14 protein-coding genes, 2 tRNA genes and 1 pseudogene are annotated in these 18,969 nt (G+C 37.8%); 11 read left to right on the top strand and 6 right to left on the bottom strand.

What is annotated here, in order from left to right:
• Positions 1–100 precede the first annotated feature (100 nt).
• Entirely contained in the window at positions 101–1,483 is a 1,383-nt protein-coding gene (locus tag ACFIK8_RS04670) for a DEAD/DEAH box helicase (protein WP_375669003.1), read from the top strand.
• Positions 1,484–2,875: 1,392 nt separating this feature from the next.
• Here ACFIK8_RS04670 and ACFIK8_RS04665 read toward each other — a convergent pair.
• Positions 2,876–2,950 (bottom strand) — tRNA-Asn (locus tag ACFIK8_RS04665).
• Between the two features lie 184 nt (positions 2,951–3,134).
• Here ACFIK8_RS04665 and ACFIK8_RS04660 point away from each other — a divergent pair.
• The 6 genes from ACFIK8_RS04660 to ACFIK8_RS04635 all read left to right on the top strand — a co-directional run bounded on the left by ACFIK8_RS04660 (position 3,135) and on the right by ACFIK8_RS04635 (position 11,089).
• Positions 3,135–3,208, top strand: a tRNA-Cys gene (locus ACFIK8_RS04660).
• 234 nt (positions 3,209–3,442) lie between these two features.
• Entirely contained in the window at positions 3,443–4,117 is a 675-nt protein-coding gene (locus ACFIK8_RS04655) for a protein-L-isoaspartate O-methyltransferase (RefSeq protein WP_375636216.1), read from the top strand.
• A 108-nt stretch (positions 4,118–4,225) separates the two neighbouring features.
• Positions 4,226–5,467 carry a TolC family outer membrane protein gene (locus tag ACFIK8_RS04650; RefSeq protein ID WP_375669011.1) on the top strand — a complete coding sequence of 414 codons (1,242 nt, stop codon included), beginning with the start codon at positions 4,226–4,228 and terminating at the stop codon, positions 5,465–5,467.
• A 260-nt stretch (positions 5,468–5,727) separates the two neighbouring features.
• Complete coding sequence (locus tag ACFIK8_RS04645; protein WP_375619594.1) at positions 5,728–6,294, top strand: DUF2497 domain-containing protein; 567 nt, start codon at positions 5,728–5,730, stop codon at positions 6,292–6,294.
• Positions 6,295–6,431: 137 nt separating this feature from the next.
• Positions 6,432–9,155 (top strand): valine--tRNA ligase, encoded by a 2,724-nt coding sequence (locus ACFIK8_RS04640; protein WP_375636219.1) that lies wholly within the window; start codon positions 6,432–6,434, stop codon positions 9,153–9,155.
• A 1,142-nt stretch (positions 9,156–10,297) separates the two neighbouring features.
• Positions 10,298–11,089, top strand: coding sequence for a tetratricopeptide repeat protein (locus tag ACFIK8_RS04635; protein ID WP_375669002.1), 792 nt, complete (start codon positions 10,298–10,300; stop codon positions 11,087–11,089).
• Positions 11,090–11,191: 102 nt separating this feature from the next.
• Here ACFIK8_RS04635 and ACFIK8_RS04630 read toward each other — a convergent pair whose 3' ends face one another.
• The 5 genes from ACFIK8_RS04630 to xth all read right to left on the bottom strand — a co-directional run bounded on the left by ACFIK8_RS04630 (position 11,192) and on the right by xth (position 15,373).
• Positions 11,192–11,938: an amino acid ABC transporter ATP-binding protein gene (locus ACFIK8_RS04630; RefSeq protein WP_015856594.1), complete on the bottom strand. Its 747-nt coding sequence runs from the start codon at positions 11,936–11,938 to the stop codon at positions 11,192–11,194.
• An 11-nt stretch (positions 11,939–11,949) separates the two neighbouring features.
• Complete coding sequence (locus ACFIK8_RS04625; RefSeq protein ID WP_273788550.1) at positions 11,950–12,666, bottom strand: amino acid ABC transporter permease; 717 nt, start codon at positions 12,664–12,666, stop codon at positions 11,950–11,952.
• A 2-nt stretch (positions 12,667–12,668) separates the two neighbouring features.
• Entirely contained in the window at positions 12,669–13,421 is a 753-nt protein-coding gene (locus ACFIK8_RS04620) for an amino acid ABC transporter permease (protein ID WP_375636224.1), read from the bottom strand.
• A 141-nt stretch (positions 13,422–13,562) separates the two neighbouring features.
• Positions 13,563–14,468 carry a transporter substrate-binding domain-containing protein gene (locus tag ACFIK8_RS04615; RefSeq protein ID WP_375636226.1) on the bottom strand — a complete coding sequence of 302 codons (906 nt, stop codon included), beginning with the start codon at positions 14,466–14,468 and terminating at the stop codon, positions 13,563–13,565.
• A gap of 122 nt (positions 14,469–14,590) precedes the next feature.
• Positions 14,591–15,373, bottom strand: a complete 783-nt coding sequence (xth, locus tag ACFIK8_RS04610) for an exodeoxyribonuclease III (protein WP_375647255.1) — start codon at positions 15,371–15,373, stop codon at positions 14,591–14,593.
• Between the two features lie 488 nt (positions 15,374–15,861).
• On the opposite strand from xth, the gene rpsL reads away from it, so the two are divergent.
• From rpsL to ACFIK8_RS04590, 4 genes and pseudogenes are all read left to right on the top strand, one after another.
• Positions 15,862–16,233 (top strand): 30S ribosomal protein S12, encoded by a 372-nt coding sequence (gene rpsL, locus ACFIK8_RS04605; protein ID WP_005773262.1) that lies wholly within the window; start codon positions 15,862–15,864, stop codon positions 16,231–16,233.
• An 18-nt stretch (positions 16,234–16,251) separates the two neighbouring features.
• Positions 16,252–16,722: a 30S ribosomal protein S7 gene (gene rpsG, locus ACFIK8_RS04600; RefSeq protein ID WP_015856589.1), complete on the top strand. Its 471-nt coding sequence runs from the start codon at positions 16,252–16,254 to the stop codon at positions 16,720–16,722.
• Positions 16,723–16,746: 24 nt separating this feature from the next.
• On the top strand, positions 16,747–18,831 hold the full coding sequence (fusA, locus tag ACFIK8_RS04595; protein ID WP_015856588.1) for an elongation factor G: 2,085 nt from the start codon (positions 16,747–16,749) through the stop codon (positions 18,829–18,831).
• Between the two features lie 62 nt (positions 18,832–18,893).
• Positions 18,894–18,969: pseudogene (locus ACFIK8_RS04590) on the top strand (elongation factor Tu); the annotation flags it as partial.

Raw genomic sequence — 18,969 nt, 5'->3', positions numbered from 1 at the left:
CTTCATTTAAAATGTCAGGGATTTCTCTTGCGCGGATTCTTGAGTGGAAAGTTCAGCTGGTTACTTGTTTTGAGTTCTTCGGCTGAGGAAAGATTGTATTTTGCCTATAAACGAAGAAAATGTTTTTACAAAGTTAGGTTTGCCTACTCTTTTGATTAAAAATTTACTCATTGCTGGGATGAGTAAACCTAAACCTATACAAGAACAAGCTATTCCAGTGATGTTGAAAGGACACGATATTTTAGGTGTTGCTCAGACAGGTTCTGGAAAAACCTTGGCGTTTGGTTTACCTATTTTAAGTCAGATTTTGGCTTTGGGTAATAAACGCTGTCCTAAAACTGCACGCGCTTTGATTTTAGCTCCAACGCGTGAACTTGCTGTCCAGATTGATGAAACGATTCGCACTGCGGCGAAGGGAGCTCATCTTTCAACATGTCTTATTTTTGGGGGCGTGTCACGTTTAAAACAAATTAAACGTATGGAAGCAGGTGTGGATGTTTTGATAGCGACTCCAGGGCGTTTGAGAGATCTTGTTCGTGAAAAGTGTGTTGATCTTTCCCAATCTCGTTTTTTGATTTTGGATGAAGCAGATCGTATGTTGGATATGGGGTTTATTCATGATGTCAAGCAAATTGCAAAGCTTTTGCATCAAGAGCGTCAGACAGCACTCTTTTCTGCAACAATGCCGAGGGAAATTGCTGTGCTTGCAAAATGTTTACTCAATGATCCTGTTAAAATTGAAGTTGTTCCTCAAGGTACTACGGCTGTAGAGATTTGCCAAAAATTATATTGTGTTCCTACGAATGAAAAAAAGAATGTTTTAAGTAAACTTTTGACAAATCCAGCTTTTAATTCGGTTATTGTTTTTACCCGAACTAAACATGGGGCTGATTCTGTTACACGTAGTTTGGCAAAGATAGGATATTCAGTCGCAACGATTCATGGGAATAAATCACAAGGTGTTCGCCAGTCTGCTTTAAAAGCTTTTCGTGAAAGATCTGTGCAGATCCTTGTGGCAACAGATATTGCTGCACGCGGTATTGATATACCAGGGATAAGCCACGTTATTAATTATGACTTACCAGATGAAGCTGAAAGTTATGTACATCGTATCGGTCGTACAGGACGTAATGGTGCATCTGGTGAAGCACTTACACTTTTTGATGAGAAGATAGAAAGGGAACGGTTGCGTGCTATAGAGCGCTTGATTCGTATGAAATTGGTGGCTGAGTCAGTTCCAGAGCAATTTGCAGCGTTTCCAGAAAAGCCAATTGTGCCAGAAAGTAGAGAAAAAGAAAACGATAAGGAACGCCGTTTTAAAAAATCTAAACGTCAAAAACAGTTTTTAGGTCGAAAAGATGATGCCGCACAGTTGCAGCGGAAGAATTCTTCATCTCCAAATGAGAGGCATAAAAAAGCAAAAGCGGTGCCAAAGCGTGCAAAGCCTTTTCGTTTTCGAAAATCAGTTAAGAAGGCTGCCTAGATAAAGTCTTGAGAAAAGATTATGTACTGGAGATTTTTTACTTTTGTTGATTTGTTCTCAATTGAAAAGAGGTATAAAATATTCTTGCCAAAATAAGAAGGTCTTTTAGAGGTTTTCATTTCTAAAAAATGAAAACCTCTAAGTGTTTGGATTATTTAAAAATCTTTTAAAAAGAAATTATTACTGTAGAGGCGATTATTTATTTTCTTTATTTCCATTTTTTAAAATGGGAATGAAAATAGATTTTATTTATATAAAATTATTTTTTAAAAGATGTGTTTTATCTTTAATGATAACTTTTAATTTTAAAAATTTATTTCTAATAATAACTCATTGTTTTATATATTGATAATTCATTATATCGTAAAATTTTTTTCATTTTGAAGCTATTTATGTGGATCAATCAAAAGTATTCATTTGCACGTTATATGTGAAATTATCGTATAGATAAACATTTGAGAAATAAATAAAATGATTCTTATAAACTCTTTCAAAGGCAAGGGGTATTGCTAAGATTGAGAGTTGGAAAATAGTATGATGGTATGGCTTTTATTATAAATAAAGATGGGATGATTAATCGATTTCATTTTATATCATTTACGGGAGTCATTGTGAAATGGGCTTGGGGGGAATTTAAGAGATATCTCTTTAGAAAAGCGTGTGACTGCATAATGAAATAGCAAGAATGTCATGATTTCTGAAGGCTTTCTCAGGATTCTTAACAATTTAGCTTGTTATCTTGGTTTTTATTGTAAAACACTATTATTTGGGGGGATATAAAGCCTATAAGACTTTATGTATTAAATGTTTTATGACAGTGGGATGAAATATCCAAGGCAAGGTTGTTTGTAAAGCGTTGAAGTGGTTAGCAGGAGGAACAACCTGTTAGATAAGACGCCGGAATGTTTACAGACTTGTTTGATGTTTTTTGCTTTTAAGATGGGGAGGCGGTTATGTGGGATGTATGGAGATAATATATGCCCTGATTGTTGTTTCTTCCATTTTTCAAAATGATTGCTTCATGAGCAGTTTTTTAAGTTTAATTGCTTTATGGAGTACAAATCATTTTTTCCTTGGACAAAAATTATATGAGATCTTTTTCATTGCTGATGGAGCTTAATAATTCCTTCTCGTGAAAGAAGCCCTATTTTATAATGTGCAAATAATTGCAGAGCTCTCTGATAGAGGCGCGGTAGTTTGAAAAAAGTAATCTTATTTGTGCTATTTTAAAATGAATCAATGGTTCTTTGCGTTCATTGAAAAAAATACATCCCGTAGGATATTGTGTTTCTACTTTATAGTAAAAACCTTATTCTCTCACTTTTATTAACGAATTCCTCACTTAAAAAAACATATGGAAAACCAATAAGTTATTTGTGATAGAAAAGAATGTGGCTCCCCGGGCCGGATTCGAACCAGCGACCAACCGGTTAACAGCCGGTTGCTCTACCGCTGAGCTACCGGGGAATGGTGCCCAATCATTTAGTTGAAAAGGCTATAGCAAAGCAATACTGATTTGCAAAGGATAAAATTACTTTTTTTAAAAAAATATGATAAATTGTGTAATAAGAGGAAAAAAGGCGAGAGAAAATTTCTACACCTTGACGGATGCGTTGCCTTCCCTTATTGAAACCTTTATGTTTGTTGACGAGGCCTCGTGGCGGAATGGTTACGCAGAGGACTGCAAATCCTTGTATCCCGGTTCGATTCCGGGCGAGGCCTCCAGCCGATTTTAAACGAAACGGCTTTTAGGGGAGATGAGGTATAGGAAAATAGATTATTTCCCTCTATAGTTGTTCCTCTATAGTTGTGAAGACACTTTTTTATGAGAGATCATACAGTTAAAATCTAATTGTTGACTGGAGCATCCTTTTTCGTAACGCTCATAGTTTGAGAGATCTTCGTCCATCATTGTCGCTGTTTTGTTTGTTTTTTGTAGGTTAGGAGAAAATATTCGTTATGGTTGCAGATTTTGCTGAGCTTCGTCGCAAAATGGTTGACAATCAAATTCGTACAGTTGATGTAACGGATTTATCAGTTCTTGAAGCGTTTTTAACGGTATCTCGTGAAGATTTTGTATCGGAAGATATGAAAGTATTAAGTTATCTTGATACCGACATTGTTCTGTGTCCAGTACAAGATGGGGTTCCTGCACGCTATTTGATGAAACCTGCATCTCTAGCGAAATTACTACAGCTTGCCGCTGTAAAATCATCAGATGTTGTTTTAGATATTGGTGCAAATAGTGGTTATTGTGCAGCGTTGCTTGCAAAACTTGCAGGGTCTGTGATTGCGTTGGAAAGTAATAAATCTCTTTTTGAACGTGCTCTTGAAGCTTTAGAACGTAATCAATGTGATAATGTGGTTGTCGTTCATGGTCCATTAGAGCAAGGATATGCCGTTGAGGGACCTTACGATGTGATTTTCATTGAGGGATCTGTTGATTTTATTCCACAAGGTATCTTTGATCAAATGAAAGACTGTGGACGTCTTGTTGTGGTTGAAGGGTATGGAAATGCTGCTGTTGCACAAATCTATATAAAAGAAGATGGAATCATTTCGGCACGTCGTGCTTTTAACCTCGCTGTAAAGCCTATTCCTTGTTTTTTAAAAACACCTGGTTTTGTGTTTTAGTGCTTGTTTGTTTTGTGAATAAAAGATAATTTTGTAATTTATTTGGGGTTTGTTATTGTGTGTATTGTGTTTAGAGTAAACAAGAAGTTTCAGGTGTGTTTATTACTGGTGTTGAGTATTTTACTATCAGATACTGTTTATGCTGAGACATTGATGGATGCCTTTTCTAAGGCTTATAAGCATAATGCTAAGTTGAATAGTGAACGTGCAGCTGTGCGTATATCCAGTGATGATGTTGTCATTGCGCGATCAGGGTTATTGCCTCAAGTTGAGGGGGTTGGGAGCTATGGTCGGAATAAGTCTTTTACAGGTCCTTATGTCACTTCTGGATCTATAGGCGTGAGATTAAATCAAAGATTATTTGATGGTTTTATCACGCAAAATATCTTTTCTTCAGCTCAAGTTAAGTTGCAGGCTCAGCGTGAATATCTTCGTAATATTGAACAAAATACGTTTCTGGAGACAGTGACCGCTTATGCTAATGTCTATCACGCACGTCGTGTTGCCGATCTTCGGAGAGAAAATTTGGCAGCTCTTGAAGAACAAGTTCGTTCCAATAAAGCAAAATTTGATGTGGGTGAAGGAGGGCATGTTGATCTTGCTCAAGCTCAAGCTGCACGTTCCGTGGCTGTTTCAGAGCTGAGTCTTGCTCGTGCTGATGTAAAAGCAGCAGAGGCAGTGTATCGACAAGTTATTGGTTCTGATCCTGAAAAGTTAAAACGCCCACCCGTAGCCAAAGATTTTCCCGTCAACCTTGATATGGCTTACCAAATGAGCGTTGTGATGCATCCAGCAATCCTTTATGCTAAATATTTAGTCGATGCGAGTGTTTACAATGTAAAGGCGAAAGAAGGAGCATTGCTCCCTAAAGTTGATTTTTCTGCAACAGCATCTTATAATCGAATCTACAGCGGTGCTGGAGAGGATGGAGTTTCTAAATCAATAGGATTGTCAGTAAGTGTCCCAATCTTTGAAGGAGGGCGTACGTCTGCGCAAATTCGTCAATCAAGGGAACAGCTTGGACAGGCGCAGCTTCAACTCGATTTGGCGCATAGTAATACTAGGCAAGTACTTACTTCTGCTTGGTTTCAGTTAGAGGGCGCGCGCTCATCTGTTATTGCTTACCGTGAAAGTGTTCGTGCTGCTGAAATTGCTCTGAAAGGCCGTGTTCAAGAAAATCGCGTAGGGCAAGCAACGACGCTGGATGTTTTAAATTCTCGTACTCAATTGATTAATGCTCAGATTGCGCTTGCAATGGCGGAGCGTAATGCTGTTGTGGCAAGCTATAGTGTTCAATCTTCTATTGGTAGATTGACTGCAAATTATTTAGGTTTAAAAACAATTAAATAATATATCCGATAATGCATAAAAGTATCTCTTTAATCTTAAATTATTTTAGTTTTTAAAAGATTAGTAAATCAATAGTTGAATATGTTTAAAAATAGAATGGTGAGATGTTATTTTTATAAGTGTAGAAAATTGTGTGTAGCGCCCTCTTTATGACAAGCATATTTGAAAATATCGTGGGAGGCATGTTGATCTTATGATTCTTTTGCATACACTGAAAGTATGATTCTATTTGTTGTTGCGTCTTTGAGAGGTTGTAAAGTATGGTACAGAGTTCAAGCGTGTTACGTGAGCCAAGTATGGATGAAATTTTAACATCTATTCGTGAAATAATCGAAGAAAATGCGGTTCAATCTGATCACTTTTTAAATGAAGATGTTGCAGTGAATGCTTCGGAAGGTCGTTCAGAAGCTGCATCAGAGGGTATTTATGATACAACCTTATCGGTTGATGATGCTATGAAAGCTTTAGCTGATCGTATTGGTCTTTCTTCTGAAAATCAAGGGGGGAAGATAACGCAAGAGAAAGAGGATATAGAGGCAGAAAATAATACAGTTGGTATGGATATGCAAAAGATGAAGCTTTCTTCTGAAGAACGGAATTCTGTTTATAAAGCAAAAGAATATGAAGATGAGATAAGGAAATCACAGTCAGAAGCTAGAGGGGATGGTCATGTGGAATTGTCTGCATATTGTATTTCTTCTGCAGAAAAGATTGCAAAGGATGTGTTGCGTCCGGCTATAGCAGAATGGTTACAGTCTAAATTGCCTATTTTGCTGGAAGATATTTTGCGTGAAGAGATTGTGAAAGCGATTAAAAAATCATCTTAATTGTTTTTATGTTTTTCATTTTATGAGAATTTTGTTTGCGATTTTGCGAGCTCTCTAGTGAATAGCTGAAAATCACGGGTTTTTGATCGGGATTTGATCATATATTGTGTTTTTCAGTGGCGTTATGGATGGATGGAATGTTAGAAAAAAACTATGATGCTGCCTCTATAGAGCAACGGGTTGCAAAGAGATGGGAGACTCGTGGGGCCTTTAAAGTGGGAGCTGGTTCTAAAAGCGGTGCAGAACCTTTTTGCGTTATGCTTCCACCTCCTAATGTTACGGGCTCACTTCATATGGGGCACGCGCTCAATACGACAATTCAAGATATAATAGTTAGATTTCAGCGGATGCGTGGCAGAAATGTCTTGTGGCAGCCTGGTATGGATCATGCTGGGATTGCTACACAAATGGTTGTAGAGCGTCAACTTGCAGAACGCCAAGAGCCAACGCGTCAAGAAATGGGGAGAGAAAAGTTTATTGAGCGTATTTGGGAGTGGCGTTATGAAACTGGAGGCGTTATTGCAAACCAGTTGCGTCGCCTTGGGGTTTCATGTGATTGGTCGCGTGAGCGGTTTACAATGGATGAGGGGTTGTCGCAGGCAGTTCGTGAAGTCTTTGTCACGCTTTATAAGCAAGGGTTGATATATAGGGATAAGCGCCTCGTCAATTGGGATCCTAAATTGTTGACAGCTATTTCAGATCTTGAAGTTGAGCAAAAAGAAGTTCAAGGACATTTGTGGCACTTTAGATATCCACTTGAGGGTAAAATTTTTGATCCAAATGATGCGACAACTTTTATAACAGTGGCGACAACACGACCAGAAACAATGCTTGGTGATACAGGAATTGCCGTTAATCCTGAAGATGAGCGTTATAAAAATCTTATCGGTAAAAATGCTCTTTTGCCACTTGTTGGTCGTAGGTTATTAATTGTTGGTGATACGCATGCTGATCCTGAAGCTGGAAGTGGTGCTGTAAAAATCACACCAGCTCATGACTTTAATGATTTTGAAGTAGGACAGCGTAATCATTTACGCTTGATCAATATTTTTACCCAAAAAGCCGAGATTTTTCTCCGTGAAAATGAAGCATTTTTTGATGGTTTGATTTTATCAGATGAATTAAAAATGTTAGTAGAAAATCTCGATAAATCTGATCGTTTTTTTGCGCGCCAGAAGATTGTTTCTTTGATGGAAGAACAGGGATATTTAGCCTCTGTGGACGATCATACCCATATGGTTCCTCATGGAGATCGCAGTGGTGTCCCTATTGAGCCGTTTTTGACAGATCAATGGTATGTTCATGCTGCTAAATTAGCAAAGCCAGCGATAGAGGCTGTTCAACAAGGCAAAACGCAGTTCGTTCCCGATAGCTGGAAAAAGACTTACTTCAATTGGATGGAAAATATTCAACCTTGGTGCATTTCTCGCCAATTGTGGTGGGGACATCAGATTCCTGCTTGGTATGGTCCTGATGGAACGGTTTTTGTTGAAAAAAGTGAAAAAGAGGCTTTAGATTCAGCTTTTGCTCATTATGGTGAGGTTGTTGAATTAATCCGTGATCCGGATGTTTTAGATACTTGGTTTTCATCAGCTCTTTGGCCTTTTTCAACATTAGGATGGCCAAATAAAACGACTGAATTATCTACTTTTTACCCAACATCTTTATCCGTGACAGGATTTGATATTATTTTTTTCTGGGTTGCTCGTATGATGATGATGGGACTTCACTTTATGGGTGACGTTCCTTTTCCAACGGTCTATGTGCACGCTCTTGTTCGGGATCAAAAGGGTGCAAAGATGTCAAAATCAAAGGGAAATATTATTGATCCCTTAGAGCTTATTGATCAATATAGTGCTGATGCACTTCGGTTTACTTTAGCTATTATGGCAGCACAAGGTCGTGATGTAAAACTTGACGCTTCCCGTATTGCTGGTTATCGTAATTTTGCTACGAAATTGTGGAATGCTACCCGATTTGCACAGATGAATGGTGTGAAGCATGATCCAACTTTTAAGCCAGAACAAGCAAAATTGGCGCTTAATCGTTGGATTTTAACAGAATTATCCAAAACGATTTCAGCAGTGACGGCTGGTATTGAACACTATAAATTTAATGAGTCAGCTGCCACACTTTATCGTTTCATTTGGAATACATTATGTGATTGGTATTTGGAGCTTCTCAAACCTATTTTTCAGGGGGGAAATGAAGATGCTAAAAATGAGGCTCAAGCTTGTACTGCTTGGGTTTTAGATGAAGTTTATAAACTTCTTCATCCTTTTATGCCTCATATGACGGAAGAGTTGTGGTCTCTTACAGAAACGCAAGCCATCAAGCGTGAGGATATGCTCGCATTGACAAAATGGCCAGAGGAAACATTGATAGATGAAGAAGCTGCTGATGATATTAATTGGCTTATTGATGTCGTTACAGGGATTCGGTCAGTACGTTTTGAAATGAATATTCCAGTGGCTACACAAGCACCTCTTGTTGTTGTTGAAGGAGGGGAAGTAACGCGAGAGCGTGTGAGGCGTTATGATGCACTTCTTAAAAAATTAGCGCGTATTGAAGTTATTGATTTCTCTGATAAAGTTCCGGAAGTATCGGCACAAATGATTTTGGGAGAGGCTGTTTTTTGTTTACCATTAGGACAGTTGATTGATTTGGAGGCTGAACGTGTTCGTTTGAGGAAGGATGTCAGTAAAATTGAACAAGATATTGAAAAAATATCGCTTAAGTTAAACAATCCCAAATTTATAGCAAATGCAAAAGCAGAAATTGTTGAGCGTGAACGGAACAGGGTTGTAGAACTGCGTGCAGCGCAGAAGAAAATATTTGTTGCTTTAGAGCGGTTGGATTGATTTCAGCTTTTTATTTTTTGATGGATGATTTCATACTATTAGGGCTGGTGTAGATCTTCTTTAAAGAAACTTTTTCTTTTGTTAGTTTTTCATGAACGATCATAAAATCTCTACTGAAATCCATTGTTTTATGTTTATCATTAAAGAAACATCTTTTAAGGTACCCGAGCCTATTTCACGACGGAAATCATGAATGGTATAACGGTAAATTCATTGAGCTCCCCTTCTTTACGCTTGTGAAGTAACAAGCGCTGGCACCATCCCACCCAATCCGGACAAGGACTTGGCACTTAAGACCGTTCATAAGAGGCATTTTTAGTTCTTTCTTATACAGAGTTTTTATCCACATAGCTCTCTCTGCTTGTAATGTGCAAGCGGATGGGTTTGATTGATTCAACATGGAACAGGTTTTGAATGAGAGAATCTTACGATATTCTAGGGACTCATTCAACATACAAAAAAGGTAAATTATCATTATAAATCAATATGTTGTTTTATTACTGTAAAACATCATCATTTAGAGTAGCAATATAAGGCATGTAAAATTACACATGTGGTATTTTTGTTTTATGTAGTGGTGAGTATTCTGAGGTAGGGCTTGTGTGTAAAGTATGAATTAACCCCATGTGAAATGATGTCAGGTGGAATCTGTTAAACAAAAAGCTGTATTGTTTATAGATTGACGGTGGCAAAAAACTTCATCTTTAAGCTGGTAAGGCAGTTGTGAAGTTATAAGTTAACGATCATCATTATATTTATTTATCTTTCGTATTGTTTTTTATGCTTAAACGCTTACCATTCATTATGTATTCTCTTCGTTCTCAAGTTGCTGTTTAATGCACGTTATTTTATTGAGCGACTTTTATTCATACGTATACAATTTTAAAATCAATAAATCCTAGAATGTTAAAGGAGGTGTTACAAAATATAGAATGATGATTTATATTTAAAAATCAATTTGTTATATATAAAAATGGATACTTAATTTTATCGAACATTTTGGATGGTTTTAATTTATTGATCTTTTCTTTTAAAATTTTTACTTTAAAATCGCGTGTGCTTCTTACTAAGAAAAAGGCTTTAAATATCTACAAAGAAATTTGTAACAGATATAATCATTAAAATTGAGATAGGGGGGGGAAATGGTTAATAGGTTTCAGATATGGAAAAAAGCCACTATTGTTGTGATTTTAGGGGGATTTTTTTCGACTGTTTATGCAATAGATGTTAATAGCTTGCAAGAAGCGAATGATGGTTCGTTTTATTTTTTTAAACGTGGTATGTCTGCTTATAAAGATGGACATATAAATCAGGCTATTGCAGCATTACGTCGTGCGGCTAAGAGAGGCCATATTGGTGCGAATTGGAAACTTGGCTCTATCTATGCAAACGGTGATGGTGTCCCTAAAAATGATTATAAGGCATATCATTTTTTGGCATATATTGTTGAAAAAGGTACTGATCTTGGTTCAGAGGATGAAAGTTATGTTTCTGATGCATTGGTTAAACTTGCGGGATATATAAAAAAAGGTATTCCTCAATCACCTGTGAAACCTGATCCTTCTTATGCTGCTCATCTTTATATGCAGGCTGCGGTGAACTATGGAAATCCTAAAGCTCAGTATCATTTAGGAAAAATATTTTTAAAGGGAGAGGGAAGGGAGAAGAATCTTATACAAGCAGCACGATGGTTTCAACTTTCAGCAAAAAAAGGAAATCCTTCCGCCCAAGCAATGCTTGGAAATATGCTGCTTCAAGAAGGAAAAATTGTCCGTGGGGTAGCATTGTTAACTGCTGCCTATGAAAAAGCTAATGTAAAAGACAGAAATTGGATTCGCCCTTTGCAAGAACAGGCTTTTGCTCTTTGTAATGAATTTGAGAGACGTACAGCAATTTCACTGGTTGCTGATATTTTAAAAAATAACAGTTTTTAAACATCTGATTGTAATATTTTTACATTCTCTCATCCGTTATTAAACTCTACTGTCTTGTGTCTAAGTTTACAGTAGAGATAGCTTTTTGTGATAATATAACGGCTAATGACTTAAGATTTTAGACAAAAATTCTTGCGTTCTTGGTGTTCTCGCTTGTGGATCAGAAAAGAACTCTTTAGATGAACAGTCTTCAAGAATTGTTCCTTGATCTATGAAAATAACACGCTCCGAGACTTTTTGTGCAAATCCCATTTCATGGGTTACACAAATCATCGTCATACCTTCTTCTGCTAAGCTAATCATGACATCGAGCACTTCACCTACCATTTCAGGATCTAGAGCAGATGTTGGTTCATCAAAAAGCATGACAAGTGGATCCATAGTTAAGGCACGTGCAATAGCAACACGTTGTTGTTGCCCTCCAGAAAGTTGACCAGGATATTTATCTTTGTGTTCAATCAGCCCAACGCGTTCAAGATACAACAATCCACGTTCAAGTGCTTCTTTTTTGCTTCGTTTTAGGACTTTAATTTGCGCAATTGTCAAATTTTCTGTGACAGATAAATGGGGGAAAAGCTCGAAGTGTTGAAATACCATTCCCACTTGACTTCGCAATTTAGGCAGATTCGTTTTTTTTGAATGAACTGGTACTCCGTTAATCCAAATTTCACCTTTTTGAAAAGGAACGAGAGCGTTAATAGTTTTAATGAGTGTTGATTTTCCTGATCCTGATGGACCACAAACGACAACGACCTCTCCTTTATTAATGTTGGTTGTACAGTTTTTAAGGACTTTAATTTCGCCATACCAATTAGAAACATTTTTTATTTCGATCATATGAGTAGACATTTTTTTTCCTATTAGCGAATAATGGATACTTTTTTTTGTAAATACAAAACTATTTGTGACAGTGTAAAACAGATAACAAAATAGAAAACAGCTGCTAAGATATAAGCTTCTTGCTTTACACCAAAATTATTAGCAGCAATATCAAAACCATTTAAAAGACTGTTGCCACTGATTGCATAAACAAGGGTTGTATCCTGAAAAAGGATAATAACTTGTGTTAAAAAAACTGGTAGCATGTCTCTAAAGGCTTGAGGAAGAATGACAATGTACATACTTTGCCAATATGTCATTCCGAGAGCTTGTCCCGCATATTTTTGTCCTTGCGAAACTGAGTTTATGCCAGCACGCATAATTTCTGCAAAATAAGCCGTTTCAAATGCGGTAAAGGTAATGAGTGCTGATTTATTTGCACCGATGGATGTACCGGTTAAAAAAGGCAAAAGCACGAAAAACCATAAGATAACCATCACAAGTGGTATTGAACGCATAGCTGTTATGTAAACGATTGCAAACCAAGAAAGAAGTTTTATGGAAGAAAGGCGCATCATTGCTAAAAGGGTGCCGAAAACAAACCCCAATACCGTTGCAAAAAGAGTTAGAAAAACGCTAAAGAGCAAACCTGATAAAATGTAAGAACGAAATACATCAAAGGTAAAAAAGGAAAAATCAAAGTCGGAAAAATTGAAAGGAAAATAAAGTCCAAACTGAGAGCTTATGAAATTCATCATTTTCAATTTCCCTTTGTTTGAAAATTAGGAATTTTGAGTATTTGTTCAATGACTGTCATCACAATGAATACGAATAAGGCTATTAGAATATAAAGAATCGTAACAAGCAAATAATTTTCGTAAACATGGCTTACCTCTTCAATTGCTTGGTATTGAAATTGCATGAGCTCATTTATTGAAACGGCGAATGCTATAGACGAATTTTTCACAATGCCCATTGCTTCTGAAGTAAGAGGCGGCATAATTGTACGTATAGCACGTGGTAGTATAATATAGCGATAACTTTGATAAGTTGTAAACCCCATTGCCATAGCAGCATAACGTTGTCCAGAAGGAATCGCTTCAATGCCTGAACGAACCTGTTCTGCAATGCGTGCAGATGTAAAGAATCCCAATGCGCATGTTATTAAGAAAATAGGGGAAAATTTCATCGCTGGTGGATAAATCTTAGGAACAACAAAATACCACAAAAATACTTGTACAAGGAGGGGAATATTACGCATAATCTCTACCCAAATAGCACCGATAGTGCGAAATATATAATTGATTATCGATGTTTTGGGTAAAGTGCGCATTGTTCCTATAATAACACCACACAATACAGCTAAGATAAGTGAAGTGATAGACAATATAACCGTATTTTTTAAGCCATCGAGAAGTGTATCTAAATAGGTATGGCTCACGCCGGGAGCTCCCAGGCATCCTGTTACCAGTGTTTGGGTAAGGTCATCTCTACAAAGGAAAGAAAAGTCCATTAATTGATATTCCCTCAAATTAGTCATTCACAAATAGGACAATAAATTAAGCGCATTTACATAGGCCAAATTTATTAAAAAGTGAATTAAAATATAAACCACACTCAATTTTTAAAGAGTGTGGTTTTTCTTTATTAAATTTTATAAATCTTTTTCTGTGTAGCTTTCTCGAGGCTTACTATTTGGGTGATCCCAAGCATATCTTGTTTGTTTTGACAAGGGAAGGTTCATAACAGTGTTAGCAGGTGGAATCGGTTTCATAAACCACTTATTATAAAGCTTTTCAAGTGATTCATCTTTAATCTGACGTACGATACTATCGTTGATTGTTTGTTCAAATTTTTTGTCATTTAATCTGAGCATACAGGCGATAGGTTCGACTGAAAGTACAGTATCAAGAATGACATAATCAGATGGATTCTTTGATTTAGCAATATGTCCAGCAAGAATTGAAGCATCCATAACAAAAGCATCTGCCTTACCAGATTCTAATAATAAAAAACTATCTCCGTGATCTTTCCCCTTTAAAACTTTAAACTGAATGTTTTTTGCACGTTTGTTTTTACGAATAAGTTGAACAGATGTTGTACCGGTGGTCGTTGCGACTGTTTTTCCATTTAAATCGTCAAGAGATTTAATGTTAGAGTTTTTCTTTACAGCAATCCGAACCTCTTCAATGTATGTCGTATAAGCAAATGCTGCTTCTTTACTGCGGGCAATATCATTTGTTGTTGAGCCGCACTCAAAATCATAGGTTTTATTTTTTAAGAGAGGAATTCTATTTTGAGAAGTGATAGGAAGATAATGAATTTTAATTGGTTTACCAATTTTTTTTGAGATATCATCAATGATACGTTCTGCCATTTCTGTATGAAAACCTACATATTTATTATTACCAAGGGCGTAGGCTAAACCAGATGATTCACGGACACCTAAAGTAATTTCCCCTGTTCGTTTTATTTTTTCAAGAGTATCATGTTCAGCATGCGCGACGCTTGTGAAACCAATGGCCGTTGCTGCAATAAACATTAATAATGATTTCTTCATTTATGTCCTCCATTCATTTATCTTTACTTTAGCTGTTTAAGATATACTGTTTACATGGTGTAGCATAGTTATTATTTTTGAGTGGAATTTTTTTGTTGTTTCATAATGGGGGGTGTACTTTCTTAATTGATATTAAGGTGAATCCAAACAGGAACGTGGTCGGATGGTTTTTGATATCCCCTTACTTCTGTTTGACTATGAGCGCAAATAAGCTGATCAACAGCTTCTGGTGATAATAATAAATGATCAATGCGAATCCCATTATTTTTAGGCCAAGCACCCGCCTGAAAATCCCAAAAACTGAAGGAGGGAGTATCGGTGACATTCCGGATAGCATCGTAAAGACCTAAATTAAGAATACGTTGAAATACTTTTCTTGTTTCTTGAAGAAATAAGGCATCTTGATACCATTCTTGAGGTTTTTTTGCATCTAATGGAGCGGGGATGACATTATAATCACCCGCTAGAATAAGGGGGTCTTCATACGCAAGCAATGATTTTGCATGTGTATATAATCTTTCCATCCATTCTATTTTATAGGAATATTTTTCACTCTCAATAGGATTCCCATTTGGTAAATAGAGAGATGCAACACGAACAACACCTTTGTTTGTTGAATAAACAGCTTCAATGTAACGTGTCTGCTCATCATTATCGTTGCCTGGTAATCGACGGATCACTTCATCTGGTGTTCTTTTAGAGAGAATCGCAACACCATTAAAACTTTTTTGTCCGTGTGTTTCTATATGGTAACCTAAATTTTCAATTGCATCGCGTGGAAAATTTTCATCAATACTTTTAATTTCCTGTAAACAGACTATGTCCGGCTGACTCTGCTGCAGCCATTGACATAATGTTTCATGTCGTGCTTTTATTCCAGCAATATTCCACGTTGCTATTTTCATGGCGCTCATCATTAGATATCAAGTATGCAATTTAATTTACTGCATTCATGTTTTATTACAGTCACATTGCTGCTTTTTTATTTTAGGGATATTACTATGGTAAATTGATTTATCAAGAGTAGCGGTAAAAGCAAATTTAAAGTTTTAAAATTTAATTTATTTTCATTTTTAAAAACTTTCTGCTGTTTAGTTCTTGACGAATGTAAGTGTTCTCGCTATTAGAGGTGGACATAACCGATGTGGATGTGATCAGGTGTTTTGGATATGAACCGAAAGATTATTCACAGGTGTTAAGAAGATTAAAAGCAAATGCTAGTGCAAAAGGCTATTGCCTTCTCTGCTTGTGGTCGGGTGAACTGTTTTTTGCAGGTATGCCCGATTTTGTGTGTAGACTTAGATATCTGTTCCGATTCTATTGGAGTGGATAGAAATGAAATAGAAAAGCCCGATTGGGTGAGACGAATGTAGATCGAAAAGAGGAAGGTTGCATGCCTACCGTAAACCAGTTGATTCGCAAGCCGCGTGTAGCGCCAGTTAAACGTAATAAGGTTCCTGCTTTGCAGTCGAATCCGCAGAAGCGTGGTGTTTGTACGCGTGTTTATACAACAACACCGAAGAAACCTAATTCTGCTCTTCGTAAAGTTGCTAAGATTCGCTTGACGAATGGATTTGAGGTGATTGGTTATATTCCTGGAGAGGGACATAATCTTCAAGAGCACTCTGTTGTGATGATTCGTGGTGGTCGTGTGAAAGATTTGCCAGGAGTTCGTTATCACATTATTCGTGGTTTGCTTGATACGCAGGGTGTCAAGAATCGTAAACAGCGTCGTTCAAAGTATGGCGCAAAGCGTCCAAAATAATATTGAGAGACAAAGCCAATGTCCCGTCGTCATAGAGCAGAAAAGCGTGAAATTAATCCAGATCCTAAGTTTGGTGATTTGGTTATTATGAAATTTATGAATGCCATTATGTTTGATGGTAAAAAATCAGTTGCAGAGCGTATTGTTTATGGTGCGCTCGATTCTGTAGAAAAAAGAGTAAAAACAGACCCTGTGGCTCTATTTCATCGGGCCTTAGAGAATGTTGCTCCTCATATTGAAGTTCGCTCACGCCGTGTTGGTGGTGCTACTTATCAAGTTCCGATTGATGTTCGTCCTGATCGTCGTCAGGCTCTTGCTATTCGTTGGTTGATTGCTGCAGCACGTGGTCGGAATGAAACGACGATGATTGAGCGTTTATCTGGTGAACTGATGGATGCGGCTAATAATCGCGGTTCTGCCGTGAAAAAGCGTGAAGATGTTCATCGTATGGCTGAGGCTAATCGTGCTTTTTCTCACTATCGCTGGTAGAAGTTTTAAACTAAGGCAAATATAATGGCTCGCGAATATAAAATTGAAGATTATCGTAATTTTGGTATTATGGCGCATATTGATGCTGGTAAGACTACGATGACTGAACGTATTCTGTTCTATACCGGCAAGAATCATAAAATTGGCGAGACCCACGATGGTGCTTCTACGATGGATTGGATGGAGCAGGAACAGGAGCGCGGTATTACGATTACGTCTGCTGCGACAACGACGTTTTGGGAAGGGCGTGACGGTCGGAAGCGTCGCTTTAATATTATTGATACGCCAGGGCACGTTGATTTTACGATTGAGGTTGAGCGCTCTTTGCGTGTTCTTGATGGTGCAATAGCTTTGTTGGATGCAAATGCTGGTGTGGAGCCTCAGACGGAAACTGTTTGGCGGCAAGCTGAGAAATATCGTGTGCCTCGTATGGTTTTTGTTAATAAAATGGACAAAATAGGAGCTGACTTCTATCGTAGTGTGGAGATGGTTGGTTCTCGGTTGGGTGCTAAAGCGCTTGTTTTGCAGTTGCCGATTGGTGCTGAAAATGACTTTGAAGGCGTTGTTGATCTTGTAGAAATGAAGGCTTTAAAGTGGGATGGTTCTATTGGTGCCTCGGCGGTGATAAGTGAAATTCCCTCTGATTTAAGAGAGAAAGCTGAAGAATATCGCGAGAAATTGATTGAGATGGCTGTGGAGGTTGATGAAGCTGCGACAGAGGCTTATTTAGAAGGTGTTATGCCAACCAATGAACAGCTTGTTTCTCTCATTCGTAGGGGGACAGTAGAAGTTCAGTTTCATCCGGTTCTTTGTGGTACAGCTTTTAAAAACAAGGGAATTCAGCCGCTTTTGGATGCTGTTGTTTCTTATCTTCCTTCTCCAGTTGATGTTCCGGCAATTAGTGGTATTGATGTGAAGACTGAGACTGAGACGACACGCGAGTCTTCAGATGATGCTCCACTATCTATGCTTGCTTTTAAAATTATGAATGATCCTTTTGTTGGTTCGTTGACGTTCTGTCGTATTTACTCAGGTAAAGTTCAGAAAGGTATTTCTCTTGAGAATACTGTGAAAAAGAAGAAAGAACGTTTGGGGCGTATGCTTCAAATGCATTCAAATTCTCGTGAGGATATTGAAGAAGCATTTGCTGGTGATATTGTTGCTCTTGCAGGACTTAAAGAGACGACAACAGGTGATACTCTTTGTGATCCTTTGAAGCCTGTTATTTTGGAGAGGATGGAATTTCCAGAGCCTGTTATTGAGATTGCAATTGAACCGAAAACAAAAGCAGATCAAGAAAAAATGGGTATTGCTCTTAATCGTCTGGCAGCCGAAGATCCTTCATTTCGTGTTAAATCGGATGAGGAATCTGGTCAGACTATTATAGCTGGAATGGGTGAGCTTCATCTTGATATTATTGTTGACCGTATGCGGCGTGAATTTAAGGTTGAAGCAAATGTTGGGCAGCCTCAAGTTGCTTATCGTGAGTCAATTACTAAAATGGCGGAAATTGATTATACGCACAAGAAACAATCGGGTGGTGCTGGTCAGTTTGCTCGTGTGAAAATTGTTTTTGAGCCTCATGATGGTGATGACTTTATTTTTGAGTCGAAGATTGTGGGTGGTGCTGTTCCTAAAGAATATATTCCCGGCGTCCAAAAAGGGATTGAAAGTGTTATGGGGTCAGGTCCTCTTGCAGGCTTTCCTATGCTTGGTGTAAAAGCAACTCTTATTGATGGTGGCTATCACGATGTTGATTCTTCGGTTTTGGCTTTTGAGATTGCTGCTCGTGCAGCTTTTCGTGATGGAGCAAAGAAGGCTGGTGCACAGCTTCTTGAACCGATCATGAAGGTGGAAGTTGTTACACCAGATGATTATGTTGGTGATGTTATTGGTGATCTCAATTCTCGTCGGGGACAGATTTCAGGAACTGAAGCGCGCGGTATTGCAACGGTTGTGAATGCGATGGTTCCTTTGGCAAATATGTTTGGTTATGTGAATACCCTTCGCTCTATGAGTCAGGGGCGTGCACAGTACACAATGCAGTTTGATCATTACGAACCTGTACCTTCGGCTGTTGCTTTGGAGATTCAAAAGAAATACGCGTAATTTCAGGTTGGTAATTAATTTTTAACTTAGTCCTTGGCTTGGACGGAAAATGGAGAGCTCAGATGGCGAAGAGCAAGTTTGAACGAACAAAACCGCATGTTAATATTGGTACGATTGGTCACGTTGATCATGGGAAGA

The sequence above is a fragment of the Bartonella sp. MR168JLCBS genome, assembly GCF_042194175.1.
The sequence above is the reverse complement of the archived record's forward strand: the minus strand, read 5'-3'. Positions and strand labels throughout refer to the sequence as shown.